Here is a 21,667-nt window from a genome sequence, read left to right on the forward strand (position 1 = left end):
GGGCGGTTACGACGAGGAGGGGTACGACCACAACGGGTTCGACCGGGACGGGTACGACAAGGACGGATTCGACCGGCTCGGATACGGCAAGGACGGATACAGTCGGCGCGGATTCGACTGGGACGGATATGACCGCGACGGATACGACTGGCGCGGATTCGACCGGGACGGATATGACCGCGACGGATACGACTGGCGCGGATTCGACAGAGACGGATACAACCGGGGGGGATACGACCTGCACGGCCGCCCCAGGGACGAGGAGGCCAATCCTGATGAGGGTGACTCCGGCGAAGGCGCTGATAGGTCGACCGACGAGTCCGGGAAGAAGGCCGACGACTCCGCTGGGGACGGTGAGGGCGGCTATGACAAAGATGGCTACGACAAGGACGGATTCGATCGGGACGGGTACAGCCGGGAGGGGTACAACAAGGACGGGTACAACCGAGCGGGGTACGACAAAGACGGCTACAGCCGAGGCGGGTACGACAAAGACGGGTATGACCGCTCCGGTGCCCACAAGGACGGCTACGACGAGAACGGATACGACCCCAACGGGTACGACCGGGCCGGATTCGACCGTGGCGGGTACAGCCGGGACGGGTACGACAAGAACGGGTACAACCGGGGCGGTTTCGACAAGGACGGGTACGACCGGGGCGGTTTCGACAAAGACGGATACAACCGGGCCGGTGCCCATAAAGACGGCTACGACGAGAACGGATACGACCCGAACGGCTTCGACAAAGACGGATACAACCGGGCGGGGTTCAACCGGGAGGGCTACGACAAAAACGGCTACAACGCGGCCGGACGGCACAAGGACGATGTCGACGGTTCGGCGAAGGACGGTGCGGACGACTCGGGCAAGAAGGACTCCGGCGACGCGGAAAGCGCGAACAAGTCCGAAGGCACCGATGACAAGGCCGCCGATGACAAGGACAAGGACGACAAGAACAAGAAGAAGTCCGACGACGATGACGACGACCCCGACAAGAAGAAGATGGGCAAGGGCAAGAAGCTTCTTCTGGGGGCCGCTGCCATCGGTGCCGTCGGCTATTTCGCCTCGAACCACTGGTCGCCGTGGGGGCACCAGGGCGACGACGGTGGGTCGGGCGACGGATCGGGTGAAGGCAGCGGCTCCGGTTCGGGATCCGGATCCGGTTCGGGGTCTCCGGCGCCGATCACCCCGACCGTTCCGAGTACGGCTACCGAGCCGACTCTGCTGAGCCCGACCGCGCCCTCCGGTTACTCGTATACGCCGACTTCGCCCTCTGCTCTGACGCCGACACAGCTGGGCCCGTCCTCGTCGGGGTCGGCACCGAACGACGGCGCGTGGTCGAACGACCCGACCTCCCTGGATCCGACCACGCCGGGTTCCGAGCCGACCACCCCCGGTTCGCTCCCGGACAACGGTTCTTCCTCCGATGGTTCCGGCAGCCTCGCCCAAGATCCCAGCCAACTGTCCCCGGGGACCGGTCTCGGCAGCGGCGTTTTCGGCGGTGGCGGCATGAGTGCCGATCCGATGGGCGGTATGGGAAACCTGCTGGGTGCCGCGATGGCCGCCATGACCATGATGTCCATGGGATCCGGCATGGGACCGGACGACAGCGGCCAGGACCCGTATTACTACGACGACAGCGCCGTCGCGCAAGCGCCGCAACCCGCGCCGGCCCCCGCACCCGCCGCCGACACCGGTGAGGGTTCTGGCTCTGGCGAGGGTTCTGGTTCCGGCTCTGGTGAGGGTTCCGGGTCCGGTTCGGGGGAGGGTTCTGGTTCCGGTTCGGGTGAGGGCTCCGGTTCCGGTGACGGTTCGGGTTCTGGTTCCGGTGAGGGTTCGGGTTCTGGTTCCGGTGAGGGTTCGGGGTCCGGCTCCGGCGAGGGTTCAGGCTCCGGTGACGGTTCGGGTTCTGGCTCAGGCCACGGTTCGGGATCGGGCTCGGGCCACGGTCACGGATCCGGCTCCGGTTCCGGTTCCGGCGATGCTTCGGGGCCCGGTTCGGGTGACGGTTCGGCCTCCGGTTCCGGCAATGCTTCGGGGTCCGGTTCGGGTGACGGTTCGGCCTCCGGTTCCGGCGATGCCTCGGGTTCCGGCTCCGGTGACGCGTCGGGGTCCGGCTCCGGCACTACCTCGGCTTCCGGCCACGGATCGGGCACGACCTCGGCGCACAGCTCCGGTTCCGGCGAGACCGCGAATCCCGGTGCCGACGCGGCGAATTCGAGTGCCGACTCGAATCCCGTCGCCGAGCCCACCGCCGTCCCGGCGAACTATCGCCCTGGGGATCGCTGGCAGTTCGGCGTCTCCCCACCCGGCTCGCACCCCTGGCAGCGACTCGCCACCACCGGCCCCGCGAACGGCTCCAACCCCCCACCCACCAAGACCTGACGCACCCGCGAAAGACCGGTGGGCCGTCGTTCCGCGCACGCCTGCTCGACGGCAGCCACAGACGTGCGCGCTCGACCGTGGATACGTCCCGAGAGCGGGAACGTCCTGCCCGCAGACGAGAAAACCGGTGTGGGTCGTGAACCCACACCGGTTTTTCGTTGTCCCGAACCTACTTCAGCTGCGCACTGCTCAGCTCCAGCACACGCCGTGCCACGATCAGCTGCTGGATCTGCTGCGTGCCTTCGAAGATGTCGAGAATCTTCGAGTCGCGGCTCCACTTCTCCAGCAGGGTGCGCTGGGAGTAACCCACCGCACCGGCGAGTTCGACGGCCTTCAAGGTCACGTCGGTGCCCATGCGGCCGGCCTTGGCCTTGGACATGGAGGCTTCGAGGGAGTTGGGCTTCTTGTTGTCGGCCATCCACGCCGCGCGCAGGGCGAGCAGGTAGGCGGCTTCCCAATCCGATTCCATGCGAAGGAATTCCGCGGCGGCGGCGGACTGATTGTTGGCGGGGATGTCGTAGGAGATCTCCACGCCGGACTCCTCGAGGATGGTGCGCAGTTCCTCGAGCGCGGCGCGGCCGACGCCGATGGCCATGGCGGCCACCAGCGGGCGGGTGTTGTCGAAGGTCTGCATGACCCCGGCAAAACCCTTCTCCACGTTGACTTCCGGGCTGCCCAGGATGTTGTCGGCCGGAATGCGGCAGTCCTCGAGACGCAGTTCGGCGGTATCGGAGGCCTTGATGCCGAGCTTGTGCTCGAGGCGAGCGACGGTGAGGCCCTTGGCATCTCGCGGCACCACGAACGACTTGATGGCCGCGCGGCCCTTGGACTTGTCGACCGAGGCCCACACCACGATGTGGGTGGCGCGGGAACCGGCGGTCACGAAGATCTTGGTGCCGTTGAGAACCCACTCGTCGCCGTCGAGCACCGCGGTGGTCGACACGGCTGCGGAGTCCGAACCGAAGGACGGTTCGGTGATGGCCATCGCCGCCCACACCTTGCCGAAGCGCTCGAGCTGTTCGTCGGTGGCGACCGCGGCGATGGCCGCGTTGCCGAGCCCCTGATAGGGGATCGACAGCATCAAACCGACGTCGCCCCAGCAGGTTTCGAGCGCGTTGAGCAGTGCCGACATATTGCCGCCGTTGCTGTTGCCGAGCAGTTCGGTGGCGTGGCTGTCGCCGGCCTCGTCGCCCGACTTGGCCTTGCGGCCGCCGGTGGCACCGGAGATGTCCTGGGTGCCGGAGTCGGCCAGGCCCTCCACCATGGCGGCCATGGTGTCGAGCTCCACCGGGTACTCGTGCTCGGCCAGGTCGTATTTGCGCGAGATGGGGCGGAAGATCTCGGCGGCGACCTGGTGGGCCTGGTTGGCGCTGGCCCGCAGCTTCTTGGGGAGTTCGAGATTGATCATCGGAATGTCTCCATCAATACGGTTCAGGGGGTCGAGGAGACCCGGATCAGATCAGGACCACACCTTCGGCGACGCCGATCGCCCGCAGATCGCGGTACCAGCGCTCGACCGGGTGTTCCTTGGTGTAGCCGTGACCGCCGAGCAGCTGCACGCCGTCCAGGCCGATCTGCATGCCCTTGTCGGTGGCGAACTTGCGGGCCAGCGCCGCCTCTCGGGAGAAGGACAGTCCCTGCTCCGCGCGTGACGCACCCCGCAGAGTCACGAGCCGCAGGCCGTCGAGTTCGATGGCGATATTGGCGACCATGAACGCCACCGCCTGCCGGTTCGCGATCGGCTCGCCGAACGCCTCGCGCTCCTTCACATACGGCTTGACGTAGTCCAGCACGGCCTGGCTGGTGCCGACCGCGAGCGATGCCCAGCCCAGGCGGGCCAGCCGCACGGCGTCGGCGTACTCCTCGGCGCGCTGCGCGGCGTCGCCGTCACCCAGGATGGCCTCGGCCGGAACCGCGACGTTGTCCAGGATCAGCCGGCCCAGGCCGGCGGCGCGCAGGCCCATGCTCGGATCGGCCTCGATCACCACACCCGGCGTATCCGATTCGACGATGAAAAGCGCGGGGCGGCCGTCGATTTCGGCGCCGACGATGAACAGCTCGGCGTCGGCGGCGGCCGGAACCAGGCTCTTGACACCGTTGATCCGGTAGCCGCTGGGGGAGCGGGTGGCCTTGGTCTGCAGCGCGAACGGATCGAACAGCGCGCGCGGCTCGCTGATCACGACCGAGGCCTGCGGCACGTTCTCACCCGTGAAGGCGCCCAGGTAGGTCTGCTGCTGTGCGTCCGAACCCCACTGCGACAGCGCGACGGCCACACCCGACGGGGCCAGGATCGGCAGCGCCAGGCCCATATCGCCGTGCGCCAGCGCCTCGGCGACCAGCGAGTTGGTGACGGCGCCACGCTCGGTGGCCGCACCCTCGAGCTCCTCGGGCACGTTGATCAGCGTGATGCCCAGTTCGGCGGCGCGCTCGAGCAGATCCTTGGGCGCCTGGGCCGCGCCGTCGGCCTCGTAGGCCGCCGGGCGCAGGATCTCCGCGGCGAATTCGCGCACCGTCTCGACGATCATCTGCTGTTCGTCGGTCGGGGTGAGGTCGAAGTAGTCCTTGCTGCGGGACTCGTTGGCGGGCAAGCGCTTCGGCTTACCACCACCGGATACCTTGCCGAATGCGCGGGTCGCGGCGCCGAGCGTGCGGAAGCCGGTCTTGGTGCCCTCGTAGGTCAGCCGTTCGATGGGCTTGCGCAGGTTGTACTTCTCGGCCAGTTCGGAACCGGTAATGGTCGTCATGACCCGCATGGCCGCGCCCATCCAGTCGCGCTTGACCGGGTTGAGGCCGACGGCGGAATCCGGACGTCGCTCCGTTGCGGTGTCTCGAGTGCTCATAGTCACCAGTCTTCTCGGGTGTGGGTGTCGGGTGATCGGTCCCAGGATCTTACTTTCGAGTAAGTCTATCTTACTCCAGAGTAAGAACGCAGTCGAGAGGCTGCGCATATCGCCGTGATCTCGATCCCATCGCCGCCTCGGCAACCGCCCCGCACAAGCAGGGCAATTGACCAGGACTGCCACCGAGTACCCAGGTGAGGACGAGCCGAACGCGGCCGAACGGCGAACGCCGCATCGGCCGGTCTTCGGCGCGATGCGGCGTTCGGTTCCGTGGGGTGTTGGAAGGGTGTTGGATTCCGGGAGTTGTTCTAGAGGTGCGCTCGCCGGGTGGCGGCCGGCAGGACGAGACGGTGCCGGCCGCCGTCGTCAGGGGCGCAGCGCGGCGAGTACCGAGTCGTGCAGCAACCCGTTGGTGGCGACCGCGCTACCGTGATGTGGTCCGGGGGTTCCGTCCAGGGCGGTGAAGCGCCCGCCGGCCTCGCGCACCAGCACATCGAGGGGCGCCAGATCCCACAGCGAGACCTCCGGCTCGCTGGCGATATCCACCGCGCCCTCGGCGAGCAGGCAGTAGCCGAAGAAGTCGCCGTAGCCGCGGGTGCGCCACACCTGATCGGTCAGCTCGATCAGCTGATCCCGCAGGCCCAGGTCCCGCCAGCCGGACAAGCTGGAGATCGCGAGACTGGCCGAATTCAATCCGCCGACCGCGGAGACCGTGATCGGCTTCGGCTCCTCGGCCTCGAAGCGGGTCCACGCGCCGGAACCCGTTGCGGCCCACCAGCGTCGGCTCAACGCGGGCGCGCTGACGACGCCGACGACCGGAACGCCGTCCTGCAGCAGCGCGATCAGACTGGCCCACACCGGAACTCCGCGCACGAAATTCTTGGTGCCGTCGATCGGATCGATCACCCACTGCCGTCCGACGAATTCGGCCTCGCCGCCGAACTCCTCACCCAGCACGGCGTCGTGCGGGCGTCGCTCGACGAGGATTTCGCGCAGCGCCCGCTCCACCGCCAGATCCGCGTCCGAGACGGGAGTCAGATCCGGTTTGCTGTTCACCTTCAGGTCGAGGGCGCCGAAACGATCACGGGTGATCGCATCGGCCGCATCGGCCAACAGCAGGGCAAGTTCGAGATCGCCGGCATGATCGCTCACAGGGCAACCGTAATCGGCGCATCCGATCGGAGCCATTCGGCCTCGCGGCGGCCCGTCTACTGCTGGGGATTCCAGACCGCGGGCCAATCCTTACCGCGGAAGGCCGCATCGATACCGCCGTCGCAGAAGATCACCGAGCCGACGAAGAAGCCGGCCTTGTCCGACAGCAGGAAGGCCGCGAGGTCGGCGATCTCCTCGGGGCGTCCCGGCCGCCCGATCGGGGTCATGGCGAGGAACTGCTTCATCCCCTCGCCGGTGAGCGCGTCCTTGCTGCCCTCCTGGGTCATCGGGGTGTCGATGATGCCGGGCGCGATGGCGTTGAGGCGGATGCCGTCGGCGATGTATTCCGCCGATTTGGTGCGGGCGTACCAGGCCAGGGCCGCCTTCGTCGCCGGATAGGCCTGGATCGCGCCCAGGTCGCCGAACGATTCGGCGATGCCGCGGGCCCGGTCCTCGTCGCCGGCCAGGCACGCGTCGGCCAGTTCCACCGGCCAGAGCGGTTGTGTCGTCGTGGAATTCGACGACACCAGTACCACCGAGGCGTTGCCGGATTCGCGCAGCAGCGGCCGCAGCCCCTCCAGCAGCGCGATCGCGCCGAAATAGTTCACCGACACCACCAGCCCACCGGGACGCCCCGTCGCGGCCGCGACCCCGGCGAACGGCAGAAGTCCGTCCAGCCGGCCTTCGCTGATCCGGGTGACCTCGGCGACCGCGTGCGCCCGGCCCTCGGCCGTGGCCAGGTCGGCGGTCACTTCGGTGTCGCGCAGATCGACACCGATCACCCGGTGCCCTTCCTTCTCCAGGTGGGCGGCGACGGCCGCCCCGATCCCCGACGCGCTCCCGGTTACGGCGATGGTCCCCATCGACCCTCCTGTTTCGGCTGGATGAAACCGCGAATCCGACTTCGAAATCGAGGCTAGTGGCCGGGACCGGTCGTGCGGTGTTCCGTTCCGCTGAGCGGGCCTGCCGGACTGCGTGCGGCCGGCCGCCGAGACCACCACGGCACTGATTCGTCGGTAGGGCGACCTCCATCGGCTCGTCGTCGCTGAACTAATCGTGCAAACCAGGCCGCATCGGGCGGTTTTCGCGTTCTTTCGTCGAGGTTTGCACGATTAGTTCACCCTGCACGGACCTCGAGCCCGCGTCGGCCGTGGTTCACGCCGCAACCCGCGCCGCAGCCAAAGCACTCGCCCACCAATGCAATTGGTCGAGCATTCCCGCGGCCGCCGCTTCGGATTCGCCCGGTGCGGTCCATCGTCCCTCGGCGTCGAACTGCTGGTAGTACCGCGGGAAGGACACATAGTCCCGGATCGTGTGCGCGTTCAGCTCGGCGAACACCTGCCGCAGATGCGCGATGGCGTTCAGCCCGCCGCTCGCCCCGCTGTAGCCCACGAAGCCGATCGCCTTGCGGTCCCACTGCGTGTAGTGCCAGTCGATCGCGGTTTTGATCGAGGCCGGGTAGCTGTTGTTGATATCCGGCGTGACGACGACCATCGCGTCGGCGGCGTCCAAGCGCGCGGTGAGATCGAGCATTCCGGCCGGACGCTGCGGATTCGGTTCGATCCGCGGTGAGACGGCCGGCAGCGCGACGGGCAGATCCGCGTCGGCGAGATCGATCAGATCGACCTCGAAGCCGTCGTGCCGCCGGGCCTGCTCGGCGAACCACTCACCGACCACCGGCCCGAAGCGGCCCTCCCGAACGCTGGCGATGACAACTGCGAGCCGCATTGTGCTGCTGGACATTTCGGATCTCCTTCGGAAAGCGTCGTTCGCTGACGTCGACTCTGCCGTCCGGGCGCGCGGCCAGGGAGCCCGCTGTGAGGGTGGTAGTGAGAGGGATACCCTCGGCGCGCCCCGCGCTGTTAGCGTCGATCTGTGAGCGATAACGAGCTGGGGCTTTTCCTGCGTACTCGGCGGGAGGCGGTCACCCCGGCCGAGGTCGGGCTCCCGGCCGGGCCCCGCCGCCGCACCCCGGGACTGCGCCGCGCCGAACTGGCGACACTCGCCGGAGTCAGCGTCGAATATCTGATCCGGTTGGAACAGGGCCGCGACCGCCGTCCGTCGACGGCGGTGCTGTCCGCATTGGCCGACGCCCTCCGGTTGAGTCCGAGCGAGCGCGTCCAGCTGCATCGGCTGGTCAAGTCCGCCGACCCAGGATTCAGCTGCACCGGTGGGGCGCTGCCCAATCGCCTGGTGCGGCCCGCGGTGCAGGCGATTCTGGACCGTCTCGCCCCGGCGCCCGCGGCCGTCGTCAATCGTCTCGGTGAGATCCTGAGTTGCACCGATGGCTACCGCGCGCTGGTCGGAGGCACCGGCTTGCTCGACCACGGCCTGCCCGCGGGCTACCCGCGCTGGCTGTTCACCGATCCGCGGGCCCGCGTCGTGTACCCGGAGTGGGACCGTCGTGCCGATCTGGCGGTGGCGAATCTGAAGGCCGGTCCCTTCCGCTCGGATCCGACCATCGCCGCGCTCGCCGACGAGCTGACGCTGCTGGCGGGTGCCGAATTCACCCGTCGCGTCGCCGACATCGCCGGACTGCCCGATACCAGCGGCATCAGCCGGATGGACCATCCCGAGGCCGGCCCGCTGCGGCTGGCGTACGAACGGCTGGACCTGTCCGCCGACGACGACCAGTACATCCAGGTCCAGTTGCCCGCCGACGACGCGACCGCCGCGGCCCTCGACGCGCTGCTGGGCCGCCGCCCGGGTGGACTGCGGGCGGTATCGGGCTGAGCCGCGGCTGCCGGCGCCTCGCCGCATTTCACCGCCACCTGCGCGAGCGGTAGATTGGACAACCGTGCATCCTGACGTTTCCGCTGATCTCGCCGAACTCGACACCACGTTGAAGACTGTCGAGTCGGTGCTCGACGTCGACGAGCTGCGCCGTCGCATCGACGAGCTCGAACATCAGGCCGCCGACCCGGAGCTGTGGAACAACCAGGAACACGCCCAGCAGGTGACCAGCGAGCTGTCGCACGCCCAGGGTGAGCTGCGCCGCGTCACCGAACTGCGCCAGCGCCTCGACGATCTGCCGGTGCTCTACGAACTCGCCGAAGACGAAGAGGGCGAGGCCCGCACGTCCGCGCTGGCCGATGCCGACGCCGAACGCGCCGCGCTGCACGCCGACGTCGAGGCGATGGAGGTTCGCACCCTGCTCTCGGGCGAATACGACAAGCGCGAGGCGCTGGTCAACATCCGCTCGGGCGCGGGCGGGGTGGACGCCGCCGACTGGGCACAGATGCTGATGCGCATGTACGTGCGCTGGGCCGAGCGTCACAAGTATCCGGTCGAGATCTACGACACCTCCTACGCCGAGGAGGCCGGCATCAAGAGCGCCACCTTCGCGGTGAAGGTGCCCTACGCCTACGGCACCCTCTCGGTGGAGATGGGAACCCACCGCCTGGTGCGGATCAGCCCCTTCGACAACCAGGGCCGGCGCCAGACCTCCTTCGCCGAGGTCGAGGTGCTGCCGGTGGTCGAGGGCACCGACCACATCGAGGTCCCGGAATCGGAGATCCGCGTCGATGTGTACCGCTCGTCGGGCCCGGGTGGTCAGAGCGTCAACACCACCGACTCGGCGGTGCGGATCACCCACATCCCGACCGGCATCGTGGTGACCTGCCAGAACGAGAAATCGCAGCTGCAGAACAAGATCTCGGCGATGCGCGTGTTGCAGGCGAAGCTGCTCGAGCGCAAACGTCAGGAGGAGCGCGCCGAGATGGATGCGCTCAAGACCAACGAGGGTGCCTCCTGGGGGAATCAGATGCGCTCGTACGTTCTGCACCCGTATCAGATGGTCAAGGACCTGCGGACCAACTTCGAGGTGAACAATCCGTCCTCCGTTCTCGACGGTGATATCGACGGCTTCATCGAAGAGGGAATCCGCTGGCGGATGCGCCAGGACGCGTGAAACCCGCCTATCACGGCACAATCACGGCATATCGGTCGGCGAGCGGTCGTAGTAACCTGTCTGGCGTGTGTTCGGGCGGCAGAATGGCTTGTGTCGGTGCACGGTTGATACCGGAAAGGATGCGCCGATGACGACGACTCTCGCTGCCGGAACCGGGGCGGAATTCACCTCCTGGCTGCGTGGCAGCGGCCTCGAGATCGTGCTGCTGATCGTGGGCGCGATGCTGTTCAGCCGCTTCGCCACCTTCGTGCGCGACCGGATCACCCGCCGCATCGACTCCGGCTTCCAGAGCAGCGATTCGCTGGTGCGCACCGAGGCCGCCAAACATCGGCACGCCCTGGCCCAGGTCATCACCTGGGTGGTGCTGGTGATCGTGTACTTCCTGGTATCGCTGGAAGTGTTGCGGCGCTTGGGCTTCCAGCTCAGCGGGCTGGTCGCGCCGGCGGCGGTGCTCGGTGCCGCGCTCGGTTTCGGCGCCCAGCGCATCGTGCAGGACCTGCTCGCCGGATTCTTCCTGATCACCGAGCGGCAGTACGGATTCGGTGATGTGGTGCGCATCGCGGTCACGGGGCAATCAGAGCCGGCCGAAGGTACCGTGGAGGACGTCACGCTGCGGATCACCACACTGCGCAATCCCGACGGGGAGGTCATCTCGGTGCCCAACGGGCAGATCGTGAAAGTGACCAATCTGTCGAAGGATTGGGCCCGTGCGGCGATCGACGTGCCGGTGCCCGCCACCGCCGACATCACCAAGGTCAACGAAATCCTGCACGAGGTGGGCGCCAAGGCATTTCAGGATCGCCGCCTGAAATCGCTACTGCTGGACGAACCTACGGTGATGGGTCTGGAAGATCTCACCGTCGATCAGATGAACATCCGGATGGTGGCCCGCACACTGCCGGGTAAACAATTCGACGTCGGACGTGAGCTGCGTGTGCGTGTCGCCGCGGCGCTGCGTCGGGAGGGTTTGAGTGAAACCGCGTAAATCGACCGCGATCCTGCTCAGTGTCTGGGTCGCGACGCTCGTGTTGTATCTGTTCGTGAAACCGGCCACACCGGATCATTCAGGTTTCAACATCGCGAATACCGTTTCCGGTTCCGCGCTGACGACCGCGCCCGCCCGCTGACCTCTCTGTGACAAGTCGCATGCCGCGGAGTGGGCCGGAGTGTGCTCCGACTTCGCTGGCTACACTGGCACCTCGTGATCACCCTGCGGAACGTCACCAAGTCTTATAAAACCTCGACGAGACCCGCGCTGGACAATGTTTCGGTCGAGGTCGACAAGGGCGAGTTCGTCTTCATTATCGGACCGTCCGGGTCGGGTAAATCGACGTTCATGCAACTGTTGCTGAAAGAGGTCAAGCCGACCACCGGCGAAGTGCATGTCGCCGATTTCCGGGTCGACCGGTTGCCGGGCCGGCGGGTGCCCAAGCTGCGCCAGCGCCTCGGCTGTGTCTTCCAGGATTTCCGATTGCTGCAGCAGAAGACGGTCGAGCAGAACGTGGCGTTCGCGCTCGAGGTGATCGGCAAGAATCGCAAATTCATCAATCGGGCGGTGCCGGAGGCGCTGGACCTGGTGGGTTTGTCCGGTAAGGCGGACCGCCTGCCGAACGAGCTGTCCGGCGGTGAACAGCAGCGGGTCGCGATCGCACGCGCGTTCGTGAACCGGCCGCTGGTGCTGCTCGCCGACGAACCCACCGGCAACCTGGACCCCGACACCAGTCAGGACATCATGATGTTGCTGGAACGCATCAACCGCACGGGCACCACGGTGCTGATGGCCACCCACGACAACCACATCGTCGACGCCATGCGACGGCGCGTGGTCGAACTCGATCGCGGGCGCCTGGTCCGCGACGAGGCCACCGGCGTGTACGGGGTGGGCCGGTAATGCGCGCGAGCTTCCTGTTCGGTGAGGTTTTCAACGGCCTACGCCGCAACGTCACCATGACCATCGCGATGATCCTCACCACCGCGGTCTCGCTCACCATGCTCGGCGGCGGCATGCTGGCCGTCCGGATGGCCGACAAGACCGAGCAGTACTTCCTGGACCGGCTCGAGGTGCGGCTGTACCTGACCGAGGACGTCTCGGCCAACGATCCGGACTGCTCGCAGGACCCGTGCAAGGCGCTGATGTCGTCGCTCAAATCCGAGCCCGGCGTGGAATCGGTGCAGTACCTCAATCGCGAGGAGGCGGTCCGCGAGGCGAAGGAGAAGACCTTCAAGGATCAGCCCGAGCTGGCCAAATACGTCAGCGAGTCGCCGCTGCCGGCCTCGCTGCGCGTCAAGATGACCGACGCCGCGCAGTACCCGCGCATCTTCAAGGACTTCCAGGGCAAGCCCGGCGTCGGATTCGTGCGCAACGACAAGGACATCGTCGACCGGCTGGTGAGCCTGTTCGACGGCCTGCGCAACGCGGCCTTCGGCTTGGCCGTGCTGCAGGCCCTGGCCGCCCTGCTGCTGATCGCGAATATGGTGCAGATCGCGGCGTTCACCCGCCGGGAGGAAGTCGGCATCATGCGCCTGGTCGGTGCGACGCGCTGGTACACCCAGCTGCCGTTCCTGCTCGAGGCGGTGGTCGCGGCGCTGGCCGGGTCGGTGCTGGCGGTGATCGGACTGATGGTCGCGCGACCGCTGGTCATCGACCGGGCCCTCGGTGATCTGTTCGCCTCGAAGGTCTTCCCCCGCATCACCGGCGACGACATCGCGGTGGTGGCGCTGACCGTGGTGCCGGTGGGCATCGTGTTCGCCGCGCTGACGGCCTACGGCACGCTGCGTTACTACGTGCGCGAATAGGCTCGTTCCGGGTTCCAGCCGGAGCAGAGCAGGTCGATGCCGATCGGCCCGGGCGTCTCGTGTACGGGGTGCGGCTGTGGATTGGGGGTTCGGATCGTCGGTGGGGGTCCGTAGGATGGCTGGCGTGAATTCCCCGGAGACGCTCGAGACGGCCGACGCTTCGTCGCGCACTGTGGAAACCGATGCGGCGCAACAGGTTCTGCAGCGCGTATTCGGGTACGACAGTTTCCGGGGATTACAGCGCGAGATCGTCGAACAGGTCGTCTCCGGTGGCGATGCGCTCGTTCTGATGCCCACCGGCGGCGGCAAGTCGCTGTGCTATCAGATTCCGGCGCTGGTGCGGCCCGGGGTGGGTGTGGTCATCTCACCGTTGATCGCGCTGATGCAGGACCAGGTCGACGCGCTGACCGCGCTCGGGGTGCGGGCCGGCTTTCTCAACTCCACCCAATACCCGGACGAGCGGCGCACGGTCGAGGCGCAGTTCGTCGCGGGCGAGCTGGACCTGTTGTATCTGGCGCCGGAGCGGTTGAAGCTCGAGTCGACGGCGGATTTGCTCGATCGCGGCAAGATGTCGGTCTTCGCCATCGACGAGGCGCACTGTGTCTCGCAGTGGGGCCACGACTTCCGGCCCGACTATCTGGCGCTCTCGGTACTGCACGAACGCTGGCCGGACGTGCCCCGGATCGCCTTGACCGCCACCGCCACCGAGGCCACGCGTCGCGAGATCGCCGAACGGCTCGACCTCACCGGGGCGAAGCATTTCGTCGCGGGATTCGACCGGCCCAATATCCAGTACCGGATCGAGCCGAAGAATCGCGCCGATCAGCAACTGCTGTCCTTCATCCGCACCGAACATCCGGGGGAGGCGGGCATCGTCTACTGCCTGTCCCGCAACTCGGTCGAGCGCACCGCGGAATTCCTGTGCCGCAACGGAATCGATGCGGTGCCCTATCACGCCGGCCTGGACGCGCGCACCCGTGCCACCAATCAGTCCAGGTTCCTGCGCGAGGACGGTCTGATCGTCGTCGCCACCATCGCCTTCGGCATGGGCATCGACAAACCCGATGTGCGGTTCGTGGCACATCTGGATCTGCCCAAGTCGGTGGAGGGCTACTACCAGGAGACCGGCCGCGCCGGCCGCGACGGACTGCCGTCCACCGCCTGGATGGTCTACGGACTCAATGATGTTGTGCAGCAACGTAAGATGATCGACTCCTCCGAGGGCGACGCGGCGCACCGGCGGCAGTTGCAACTGCATCTGGACGCGATGCTCGCGCTGTGCGAGACCGTGCAGTGCCGGCGCACCCAGCTGCTCAACTACTTCGGCCAGTCCGGTGACACCTGCGGCAACTGCGACACCTGCCTGAACCCGCCGGAATCCTGGGACGGCACGGTCGCCGCGCAGAAGGTGCTCTCGACGGTGCTGCGGCTCAAACGCGAACGTGGGCAGAGCTTCGGCGCCGGCCATATCGTCGACATCCTGCTCGGCAAGTCGAATCCGAAAGTGTTGCAGCACAAGCACAACGAGTTGAAGGTCTTCGGCGTCGGCGCCGATCTGCGCGATACCGAATGGCGCGGCGTGATTCGCCAATTGCTCGCCCAGGGCCTGCTCGCGGTGCACGGTGAATACGGCGTGCTGACCCTCACCGAAGCAAGCGACGAGGTGCTGTTCAAGAAGCGCACGGTCCACATGCGCCGCGAGCCGGAACGAGTGAAGCCGCCGCGCGCCGCCAAGGCGAAGGCGTCCCGCCTCGCCGCGGCCGAGCTGGCACCCGCCGCGGCGGGACTGTTCGAACAGCTCCGCACCTGGCGTGCCTCGGTCGCCAAGGAGCAGGGCGTTCCCGCCTACGTCGTCTTCCACGACGCCACCCTGCGCGATATCGCCGGCCGGGCCCCTGCGAACCTGGCCGAACTCGGCGGCATCAGCGGCATCGGTGAGAACAAGCTCGCGAAGTACGGCGAGGGTGTCCTCGAGGTGGTCGCGGGATTCGATGGAGGGAGCTCGAGCGAGCCGACGTCGCGTCCGAGCCGGCCCGAGCGACCGGCCGCCCCACGCGGAGGCACGTCGAGTGCCCGCTCGCACACCGAACGGGCTCGTCCGGCCACCCGGTCGCGGTTCGAGGCCGCGGAACCGGCGCCCCCGAGTGATTCGATGAACTGGGACGTCCCCGAGGCGGACTTCGAGCCCCCGCCGGACGACTTCTACTGAGCGTTCGGGCGAGCCGATCTGCGCGCTCACCAGTCCCACGTTTATCCAGCCGCGCGGCGAGGGTAACCGTCTCGCCGTGACGCATGGCCAGGACGGACTGATCGAGAGCAACGGGTTGCCGGCAAGCCACGACACGGCGTCGGGCACCGATTCGGCCGTGTCCGCGGAGCCGGATCCTTCCCGGATTCGGGTGCGACCCGTCGGCCGGATCGGTGTGCCCCGGCGGCTGCGACGAGCCCGCGCCGGGATGCGGCCGTCGACGCTGGCACTGATTACCGTGTGGATTGCCGTTTTGGCGCTCTATCTGGCGGTGCGGCCCGGCGGATAGCGGTAGCGTGCCGCTATGTCCCACGACCATCACGACGACCGCTCCGATCAGTCGTCGGATTCCGGCCCCGGCGGCGACCCGCCGGACGCCGCGAAACCCGGACCTCGCCGCACCCGCGCGGATTCGGTCGAGGCCGGGTGGCTGCGTCCGCACGCGAACCCGCTGGTCGCCCGCGGGTGACGACCGTGGTGCTGCTACTCGCGTGGATCGCCCTGCTGATTCTGTATCTGCAGGTCCGGCCCGGCGGCTGACCGCGCGTCAGCGGTCGGCGCCGACCCGCTCCCACATCATCGCTTCGTGCCAGCCGTAGCGTTGAAAGGCCCAGTCCTGCACGGTCTTTGCGACGAGTTCGAAGGCGGGGGAGTGCGGAGTTCCCCAGCGCGCGGTGTCGCGCACGCTGGCGCGGAACTGCATACCCGGCCCGCCCCCGCCGTACTCGACGATATAGCCGCGACCGTCGTCGGGATCGATGCGCCGATCCATCTCGACGCGCAGATAGTGTTGGGCCGCAGGCGAACCCGGGCGTTCGACGACGAGTTGGGGTTCTCGATAATCCAACTCGGCCAGGAGGTCGTGTAGTTGCGCATCGGTCGGGTCGTCGAGTACACGATCCGAGGCGGTGCTCACTCTGAATCTGGGTACCGTTGTCACGCAACCATTTTGCGCGCTCGCGCGGCGAAGGGCACACGGAATCGGTTCCCGGCGGTGGGGATGTCCGCATTCGTCCGCAGCCGACGCCCTCCGGTGCGGTGGTTCGTCCCCGCGGCGCCGGCCTCCGGGCGGCCGGGGCCGGTTGCCGGAAGTCAGCCGACCGTGAGCCGGATCACGGCATGTTCCGGGCCGGAATTTCGTTTTCCTTCTGTTCGGCGGCCGTGTAAACCGGACAGGTCCGTACGCTCAGCGGGCATCGAGGCACAATGACAGCGTGGAGCGCCGCCGAGCTGCGCGGAGTCGAGGGAAAGGTGTTCATGAAGGAGAAGGGGCGCAAGGTCATCGCCACCAACCGCAAGGCGCGGCACAACTACACGATCCTCGACATCTTCGAGGCGGGGATCGCGCTGGTCGGTACCGAGGTGAAGAGCCTGCGGGAGGGTAAGGCGTCGCTGGTGGACGCCTACGCCACCATCGACGACGGTGAGGTGTGGCTGCGTGGCCTGCACATTCCCGAATACGGGCACGGCACCTGGACCAACCACGCCCCGCGCCGCACCCGCAAACTGCTGCTGCACCGTCGCGAGATCGACAAGCTCACCGGTAAGACCAAGGAGAGCTCGCAGACCCTCGTCCCGCTGTCGATGTACTTCACCGACGGCAAGGTGAAGGTCGAACTGGCGCTGGCCAAGGGTAAGCAGGACTACGACAAGCGCCACGATCTGGCCCGCCGCACCGCGGAGCGTGAGGTGACGCGCGAACTCGGCCGGCGCGTGAAAGGCATGCGCTGACCGGCGGGAATGGATGAAGGCGAAGTGATGTTAGTATGAACAGCCCGGCCCACCAGCCGGGTGTTCAACTGAGTTGACTACGGGGCTGATCGGTTTCGACTGCGTACGTCGATTCAGGGGAAGCGTGTCGGTGCAGGCAGGAGACCACCGTAAGCGTCGCTGTAACCCAATAAGCGCCGATTCTCATCAGCGCGACTACGCTCTCGCTGCCTAAGCAGTAGAGCGTGTCTGTCAGTCCGGGTTTGCTCTCGGCCCGGGTACTGGCATCAGCTAGAGAGCTTCACCGTCCGGCTCGGTCGCGGAGTCGTACGGGACAGCAAACAGCGACTGGGATCGTCATCTCGGCTTGTTCGCGTGACCGAGAGATCCGAGTAGAGGCCTAGCGAACTGCACACGGAGAAGCCCTGAAGAAGCGGCGGAGGACCCGGGTTCAATTCCCGGCAGCTCCACCAGGGCCCCTCACCTGAGCCCCAGGTGAGGGGCTTTTTTCATGCGCGGGAAGCAGTGGACGCATGAAGGTGCGCTCGTAGCGCAGGACGCATCCGCTGTCGTCGCGGATGCGATCGGCTTCGACGAAGTCGGGATCGACACCGAAGCGGGTGCGGTATTGCTCGTGGGCCGCCAGGCTCGGAAAGCTGAACAGTGCCAGCGCCTTGTCGCTCGCACCTTCGCCCGGCAGGAAGTACCCGTGGTGGGTGCCACCGGGGTAACCGGCATGCCGGGGGTCCACACCGAACGCCGCGATCGCAACTTTCGGCTTGCGGCTGTCGGCGAGGGTAGAACTGACAGCGTGACGCGGTATGCATATGAGCAGGGGGCCGGCGCACTTGTCGCGAGTTGGGGGACCGGCCGGGGAGATGTGGCCGAGACGATCGCGACTCTGCCGAGGACGGTGGAGGCGGAGGTCGCCCTCGCGCTGGCGGCGGCGCTGACGAAACTGTCGGAGTATCAGTGGCGGACCTACACGCATCCGGCGTCGGCGGCGGGGGATCCGGAGGTGCCGAACAGTGTGGCGTGGCACCGGGCCGAGGAGCGCAATCGGTTCCCGGAGGTCGCGGCGGCCGTGCGGGAACCGAATCTGCCGGACGCGGACGGGATGATGGCGGTTTCCTACAGCGTGATCGAGGAGGCGGCGCATCGGATCGGGCGGGTGGCGCATCTGATCGGCGACGCGACGCTGGTGGATGCCCTGGTCGCCGAGGTGCGCACCGAGCAGGCGGCGATCGAGGCGGCGGAGCTGGGCGATCTGTCCGGACGGGCGCGGCAGGCGGTGGAGTTGTCGCGGGCCGACATTTCGCCGGTGCAGGCGCACGCGGCCGATGCGCTGCTCTACGCCGACCCGCTCGCCTCCATCGACCGGTTCACCGATATCGACCCGGCCGCCGCCGCGGTGGCCGCCGCGCGCTGGCTGTACCTCGCCGCGCAGGTCGCGGCCGAGGCCGCGGAGGTGCATCCGGTGCATGTGGTCGCGGAAGCGGACAATCTGGAGGCGCTCCGGGTGGAGACACCGACACTGGTGCTGGAGCGGTTGTGCGCCGGCGAGAGCCCGACCGCGGTGGTGGTCGATCTGATCGCGGACGCGCTCGCCGCCGCCGAGGGCCGGGTGCGCAACCCGGCCCGGATCATCGAAGCGGCCGAGGCGATCGAAAGGCGTTTGCGCGGAGACGAACTCGACGAGGAGGGCCTGACCGCGCTCACCGACGAATTCCGGATCTCGTGCCTCGACCCGGCCCGCCCGGCGGTCGACCTGCTGGAAGACCTGCTGGACGCGATCCGCGGCTGCCGGTTGCTGTACTGCGAGGAGTACGAGTCGGGGTTCGAGGAGGCGGTCCGGGCCGAGGCCGACGATCAGCGCCCGCCGGTGCTGTAGCCGCTCAGGCGCCGGGTTCGCCGTAGGCCGCCGCGATCTCCTTCGACCCGCTCCATTTGCTGTAGGTGGGCGATTGCGGCCATCCCTCGGGGGAGTCCTGCCATTCCTCCTGGCGGCCGTAGGGCAGCAGGTCGATCAGGGCGAAGCTGTAGCCGAGTTGTTCGGTGCCGCGGCCGTCGGTGTGCCAGGTGCGGTAGACGGTGTCGCCGTCGCGGAGGAAGACGTTGACCGCGAAGCCGCCGCCGGGAGGTGCGCCGACGTCCGCGCCGAAGGAACTGTTCGCGGTCGAGTACCAGGTCATCGCGTTGCCGACGCGCCGCTTGTAGGCCAGTGCCTCGTCGATCGGTCCCTGGGTGACGATGACGAAGCGGGCGTCCCAGTTGTCCAGGAACTCCAATCGGGTGAATTGCGAGGTGAATCCGGTGCAACCGGGGCATTGCCACGTCTCGCCCGGGAACCACATGTGGTTGTAGACGATCAGCTGCGACTTGCCGTCGAAGACGTCCGCCAGCCGAACCGGCCCCTCCTCGCCCTCGAGGGTGTATTCGGGCATCTTCACCATCGGCAGGCGGCGACGCGCGGCCGCGATCGCGTCGAGTTCCCGAGTCGCCGCCTTCTCTCGCACCCGCAGCGCGTCGAGTTCACGCTGCCAGGTCTCGGCGTCGACGACGGGCGGCAGTGCTGTGGTGCTCATGGGTCCTCCCTGACCGTTCTCCCGGATTGCGAGCTGTAGATACAGACGTGGCTTCGCTCCGGAACTCATCGGTCGATTCACGAACGGCTGCGACGGAAGGTGGTGCGGTAGTCCCCGGGGCGTTGTCCGGTGTGTGCGGCGAACAGGGCGGCGAAGGTGCCCGGATCTCGGTACCCGACGGCACCGCAGATGTCGGCGACCGTGCGGTCGGTGGTTTCGAGCAGATGGCGGGCGCGGCGCACGCGCGCGGACCGCAGATAGTCGAGCGGGCTGTGCCCGGTCTCGTCGGCGAAGCGCCGCAGGAGTGTGCGAGTGCTCACGTGGAAGGTGTTCGCCAGTGCGGTGAGGTCGTAGCGAGTGGAGAGATGGCGGTCGAGGTGACGCATCACCCTGCGGGAGAACATATTTCCGGGTTGCGGCAGCAGGCGGGCGTCGACATACGGGGTCTGTGACGAGCGGGCGTCGTCGACGAGGGCGATCCGGGCGGTGGTCCGCGCGACCCGTGGGCCGCTGTGGCGTGCGATCAAGTCCAGCGCGAAGTCGTACATGGCGCTGAACGCGGCAGTCGTCGTGACACCGCGGTCGGTGACGACCAGCCGATCGGACCGGATATCGGCCTCCGGACACTGCTGCGCGAGTTCGTCGGCGAACAACCAGGCCGTCGTCGCCTGCCGGCCCGCGAGCAGGCCCGCCCGGGCGAGCAGGAAGGCACCCACACAGATCGATACGACGGCGCCCCCCGCGGCGGCATGGTCGCGGATCGCGGCGATCTCGGCGGTGAGCGGTGGCAGCCGGGCATCCGGATCGAGCCCCGGAACGAGTTCGAAGCCCGGCACCACGAGGATGTCGACCTCCCGCAACGGCGAAACCGACAGTGCCACACCGCCGGAGGCCACCACTCGGCGCCGCGGCGAGACCACCGTCACCTCGTACCCCGCGCGGTCCGGACCCGCGACATGCGCGGCCATCGTCAGCAGATCGGGAATCCCGAACACCTCGGACGCGAAGCAGCCCGGATATGCCAGCACACCGACCCGATACGCGCTCACGACCCGCCTCCTCGTCCGATGGCGAGATTACCCCTCGATCTGGCGATTTCGCCGATCGCTTTCCCGACCGGTCCGGCCGACGCTGACCGAATGACTATCGACGACAACCCGATCGCCGCCTTCGAGCCTCGTCTCGTCGACGTGGACGGGGTGAGCAAGACCGTCTACACGGCCGGATCCGGCCCGGCCGTCGTGGTGATGCCGGAGATGCCGGGCATCAGCCCCGACGTTCTGCGGCTCGCGCGCTGGATCCGCGACGCGGGGTTCACCGTGTACCTGCCGTCGCTGTTCGGCGTCGACGGCGCCTATCCGACAGTCGACGACGGCGCCGAAGTCGTGCGGCGCGCCTGCGTGAGTGCCGAATTCCGTGCCTTCGCGGGCGGGGGCACCAGTCCCGTCACCCGATGGCTGCGCGGACTCGCGCGGCTGGCCCACGACGAATGCGGCGGTCCCGGAGTCGGCGCGCTCGGGCTGTGTTTCACCGGCAATTTCGCGCTCACCATGACCCTCGAACCGGCCGTCGTCGCGCCGGTGGTGAATCATCCCTCGCTGCCGCTCGACGATCCGGCCGGGCTCGAGATGAGCGACGAGGACGCGGCCGCGATCCGCGACCGTATCCGCCGCGACGGGCTCACGGTCCTGGCCTACCGTTTCGACAACGACCGCTGGTGCACCGGCCGCCGCTTCGCCGCCTATCGGGCACTGCTCGGCGACGCCTTCGACGGCCGCGTGCTGGCGGGCGATTCCGCCAACCCCGCCCCGCCGCCGTTCTTCCGCGACATCGTCCAGACCCCGCACAGCATCGTCACGGCGCACTTCGTCGACGAGGAGGGCCACCCGACCCGCGCGGCCCGCGACGAGATTCTCGCGTTCCTCAGTGCGTGCCTGCACACACCGGCAACGGAGTAGCGCCACGATCGGCGCCGTCGGAATCTCTCCACAACTCCTACGCATTGCAATACGTGCCGAGCGGTAACGGGCGGCGGTCCCG

22 protein-coding genes, 1 other RNA gene and 1 pseudogene are annotated in these 21,667 nt (G+C 67.6%); 15 read left to right on the forward strand and 9 right to left on the reverse strand.

Going from position 1 to position 21,667, the window contains the following annotated elements; translation table 11 throughout:
* Positions 1–2,386 (forward strand): annotated as a pseudogene (locus AC5592_RS09735) (hypothetical protein); the annotation flags it as partial.
* A 169-nt stretch (positions 2,387–2,555) separates the two neighbouring features.
* Here the strand turns inward: AC5592_RS09735 and AC5592_RS09740 are convergent.
* The 5 genes from AC5592_RS09740 to AC5592_RS09760 all read right to left on the reverse strand — a co-directional run bounded on the left by AC5592_RS09740 (position 2,556) and on the right by AC5592_RS09760 (position 8,121).
* On the reverse strand, positions 2,556–3,794 hold the full coding sequence (locus AC5592_RS09740) for an acyl-CoA dehydrogenase family protein (RefSeq protein ID WP_036504265.1): 1,239 nt from the start codon (positions 3,792–3,794) through the stop codon (positions 2,556–2,558).
* 46 nt (positions 3,795–3,840) lie between these two features.
* A complete protein-coding gene (locus AC5592_RS09745) occupies positions 3,841–5,226 on the reverse strand; it encodes an acyl-CoA dehydrogenase family protein (RefSeq protein ID WP_036504263.1) in 1,386 nt (461 codons plus the stop codon).
* 366 nt (positions 5,227–5,592) lie between these two features.
* The gene (gene hisN, locus AC5592_RS09750) at positions 5,593–6,378 is read right to left on the reverse strand and encodes a histidinol-phosphatase (protein WP_232329281.1); all 786 of its coding nucleotides are present in this window, start codon (positions 6,376–6,378) and stop codon (positions 5,593–5,595) included.
* A gap of 56 nt (positions 6,379–6,434) precedes the next feature.
* Positions 6,435–7,241, reverse strand: coding sequence for an SDR family oxidoreductase (locus AC5592_RS09755; RefSeq protein ID WP_063064003.1), 807 nt, complete (start codon positions 7,239–7,241; stop codon positions 6,435–6,437).
* 292 nt (positions 7,242–7,533) lie between these two features.
* Positions 7,534–8,121 carry an NADPH-dependent FMN reductase gene (locus AC5592_RS09760; RefSeq protein WP_063064004.1) on the reverse strand — a complete coding sequence of 196 codons (588 nt, stop codon included), beginning with the start codon at positions 8,119–8,121 and terminating at the stop codon, positions 7,534–7,536.
* 132 nt (positions 8,122–8,253) lie between these two features.
* On the opposite strand from AC5592_RS09760, the gene AC5592_RS09765 reads away from it, so the two are divergent.
* From AC5592_RS09765 to AC5592_RS09810, 10 genes are all read left to right on the forward strand, one after another.
* Positions 8,254–9,111: a helix-turn-helix domain-containing protein gene (locus AC5592_RS09765; protein WP_036504257.1), complete on the forward strand. Its 858-nt coding sequence runs from the start codon at positions 8,254–8,256 to the stop codon at positions 9,109–9,111.
* A gap of 64 nt (positions 9,112–9,175) precedes the next feature.
* On the forward strand, positions 9,176–10,288 hold the full coding sequence (gene prfB, locus AC5592_RS09770) for a peptide chain release factor 2 (RefSeq protein WP_063064005.1): 1,113 nt from the start codon (positions 9,176–9,178) through the stop codon (positions 10,286–10,288).
* A gap of 127 nt (positions 10,289–10,415) precedes the next feature.
* Positions 10,416–11,273: a mechanosensitive ion channel family protein gene (locus tag AC5592_RS09775; protein WP_036504254.1), complete on the forward strand. Its 858-nt coding sequence runs from the start codon at positions 10,416–10,418 to the stop codon at positions 11,271–11,273.
* A complete protein-coding gene (locus AC5592_RS09780; RefSeq protein ID WP_157104419.1) occupies positions 11,260–11,415 on the forward strand; it encodes an Rv3103c transmembrane domain-containing protein in 156 nt (51 codons plus the stop codon). The genes AC5592_RS09775 and AC5592_RS09780 overlap by 14 nt, the downstream gene beginning before the upstream one ends.
* A 74-nt stretch (positions 11,416–11,489) precedes the next feature.
* Positions 11,490–12,179, forward strand: coding sequence for a cell division ATP-binding protein FtsE (ftsE, locus tag AC5592_RS09785; protein WP_036504253.1), 690 nt, complete (start codon positions 11,490–11,492; stop codon positions 12,177–12,179).
* The gene (ftsX, locus tag AC5592_RS09790) at positions 12,179–13,084 is read left to right on the forward strand and encodes a permease-like cell division protein FtsX (protein WP_036504252.1); all 906 of its coding nucleotides are present in this window, start codon (positions 12,179–12,181) and stop codon (positions 13,082–13,084) included. The genes ftsE and ftsX overlap by 1 nt, the downstream gene beginning before the upstream one ends.
* Before the next feature lie 115 nt (positions 13,085–13,199).
* A complete protein-coding gene (gene recQ / locus AC5592_RS09795) occupies positions 13,200–15,293 on the forward strand; it encodes a DNA helicase RecQ (RefSeq protein WP_063064006.1) in 2,094 nt (697 codons plus the stop codon).
* A gap of 76 nt (positions 15,294–15,369) precedes the next feature.
* Positions 15,370–15,621 (forward strand): Rv3103c transmembrane domain-containing protein, encoded by a 252-nt coding sequence (locus AC5592_RS09800; RefSeq protein WP_036504250.1) that lies wholly within the window; start codon positions 15,370–15,372, stop codon positions 15,619–15,621.
* A gap of 15 nt (positions 15,622–15,636) precedes the next feature.
* The gene (locus AC5592_RS09805) at positions 15,637–15,801 is read left to right on the forward strand and encodes a hypothetical protein (protein WP_157121715.1); all 165 of its coding nucleotides are present in this window, start codon (positions 15,637–15,639) and stop codon (positions 15,799–15,801) included.
* Positions 15,802–15,809: 8 nt separating this feature from the next.
* Complete coding sequence (locus tag AC5592_RS09810) at positions 15,810–15,872, forward strand: Rv3103c transmembrane domain-containing protein (protein ID WP_498974567.1); 63 nt, start codon at positions 15,810–15,812, stop codon at positions 15,870–15,872.
* Between the two features lie 7 nt (positions 15,873–15,879).
* Here AC5592_RS09810 and AC5592_RS09815 read toward each other — a convergent pair whose 3' ends face one another.
* Complete coding sequence (locus AC5592_RS09815; RefSeq protein ID WP_039780101.1) at positions 15,880–16,248, reverse strand: hypothetical protein; 369 nt, start codon at positions 16,246–16,248, stop codon at positions 15,880–15,882.
* Between the two features lie 341 nt (positions 16,249–16,589).
* On the opposite strand from AC5592_RS09815, the gene smpB reads away from it, so the two are divergent.
* The gene (smpB, locus tag AC5592_RS09820) at positions 16,590–17,063 is read left to right on the forward strand and encodes an SsrA-binding protein SmpB (protein ID WP_036509978.1); all 474 of its coding nucleotides are present in this window, start codon (positions 16,590–16,592) and stop codon (positions 17,061–17,063) included.
* An 81-nt stretch (positions 17,064–17,144) separates the two neighbouring features.
* Positions 17,145–17,515: a transfer-messenger RNA gene (gene ssrA / locus AC5592_RS09825) on the forward strand.
* Here ssrA and AC5592_RS09830 read toward each other — a convergent pair.
* Entirely contained in the window at positions 17,494–17,793 is a 300-nt protein-coding gene (locus AC5592_RS09830) for an NIPSNAP family protein (protein WP_157121717.1), read from the reverse strand. The two genes, ssrA and AC5592_RS09830, sit on opposite strands and share 22 nt — an antisense overlap.
* A gap of 129 nt (positions 17,794–17,922) precedes the next feature.
* Here AC5592_RS09830 and AC5592_RS09835 point away from each other — a divergent pair, with 129 nt between their 5' ends.
* On the forward strand, positions 17,923–18,933 hold the full coding sequence (locus AC5592_RS09835; protein WP_051025548.1) for a hypothetical protein: 1,011 nt from the start codon (positions 17,923–17,925) through the stop codon (positions 18,931–18,933).
* Positions 18,934–18,937: 4 nt separating this feature from the next.
* On the opposite strand, the gene AC5592_RS09840 is transcribed toward AC5592_RS09835, so the two are convergent.
* A complete protein-coding gene (locus AC5592_RS09840) occupies positions 18,938–19,627 on the reverse strand; it encodes a DUF899 domain-containing protein (protein ID WP_036509882.1) in 690 nt (229 codons plus the stop codon).
* Positions 19,628–19,704: 77 nt separating this feature from the next.
* A complete protein-coding gene (locus tag AC5592_RS09845) occupies positions 19,705–20,676 on the reverse strand; it encodes a GlxA family transcriptional regulator (protein WP_063064007.1) in 972 nt (323 codons plus the stop codon).
* Positions 20,677–20,766: 90 nt separating this feature from the next.
* On the opposite strand from AC5592_RS09845, the gene AC5592_RS09850 reads away from it, so the two are divergent.
* The gene (locus tag AC5592_RS09850; RefSeq protein ID WP_063064171.1) at positions 20,767–21,585 is read left to right on the forward strand and encodes a dienelactone hydrolase family protein; all 819 of its coding nucleotides are present in this window, start codon (positions 20,767–20,769) and stop codon (positions 21,583–21,585) included.
* The last annotated feature ends 82 nt before the right edge of the window (positions 21,586–21,667 follow it).

This window comes from Nocardia violaceofusca NBRC 14427, from assembly GCF_963869435.1.
Classification (GTDB): domain Bacteria; phylum Actinomycetota; class Actinomycetes; order Mycobacteriales; family Mycobacteriaceae; genus Nocardia; species Nocardia aobensis.

Bases quoted from the DNA above. Each gene is read 5' to 3' on its own strand.
- AC5592_RS09740 (WP_036504265.1), bottom strand. From the start codon at position 3,794: ATGATCAATCTCGAACTCCCCAAGAAGCTGCGGGCCAGCGCCAACCAG.
- AC5592_RS09745 (WP_036504263.1), bottom strand. From the start codon at position 5,226: ATGAGCACTCGAGACACCGCAACGGAGCGACGTCCGGATTCCGCCGTC.
- AC5592_RS09755 (WP_063064003.1), bottom strand. From the start codon at position 7,241: ATGGGGACCATCGCCGTAACCGGGAGCGCGTCGGGGATCGGGGCGGCC.
- AC5592_RS09760 (WP_063064004.1), bottom strand. From the start codon at position 8,121: ATGTCCAGCAGCACAATGCGGCTCGCAGTTGTCATCGCCAGCGTTCGG.
- AC5592_RS09775 (WP_036504254.1), top strand. From the start codon at position 10,416: ATGACGACGACTCTCGCTGCCGGAACCGGGGCGGAATTCACCTCCTGG.
- ftsX (WP_036504252.1), top strand. From the start codon at position 12,179: ATGCGCGCGAGCTTCCTGTTCGGTGAGGTTTTCAACGGCCTACGCCGC.
- recQ (WP_063064006.1), top strand. From the start codon at position 13,200: ATGGCTGGCGTGAATTCCCCGGAGACGCTCGAGACGGCCGACGCTTCG.
- AC5592_RS09805 (WP_157121715.1), top strand. From the start codon at position 15,637: ATGTCCCACGACCATCACGACGACCGCTCCGATCAGTCGTCGGATTCC.
- smpB (WP_036509978.1), top strand. From the start codon at position 16,590: ATGAAGGAGAAGGGGCGCAAGGTCATCGCCACCAACCGCAAGGCGCGG.
- AC5592_RS09840 (WP_036509882.1), bottom strand. From the start codon at position 19,627: ATGAGCACCACAGCACTGCCGCCCGTCGTCGACGCCGAGACCTGGCAG.
- AC5592_RS09850 (WP_063064171.1), top strand. From the start codon at position 20,767: ATGACTATCGACGACAACCCGATCGCCGCCTTCGAGCCTCGTCTCGTC.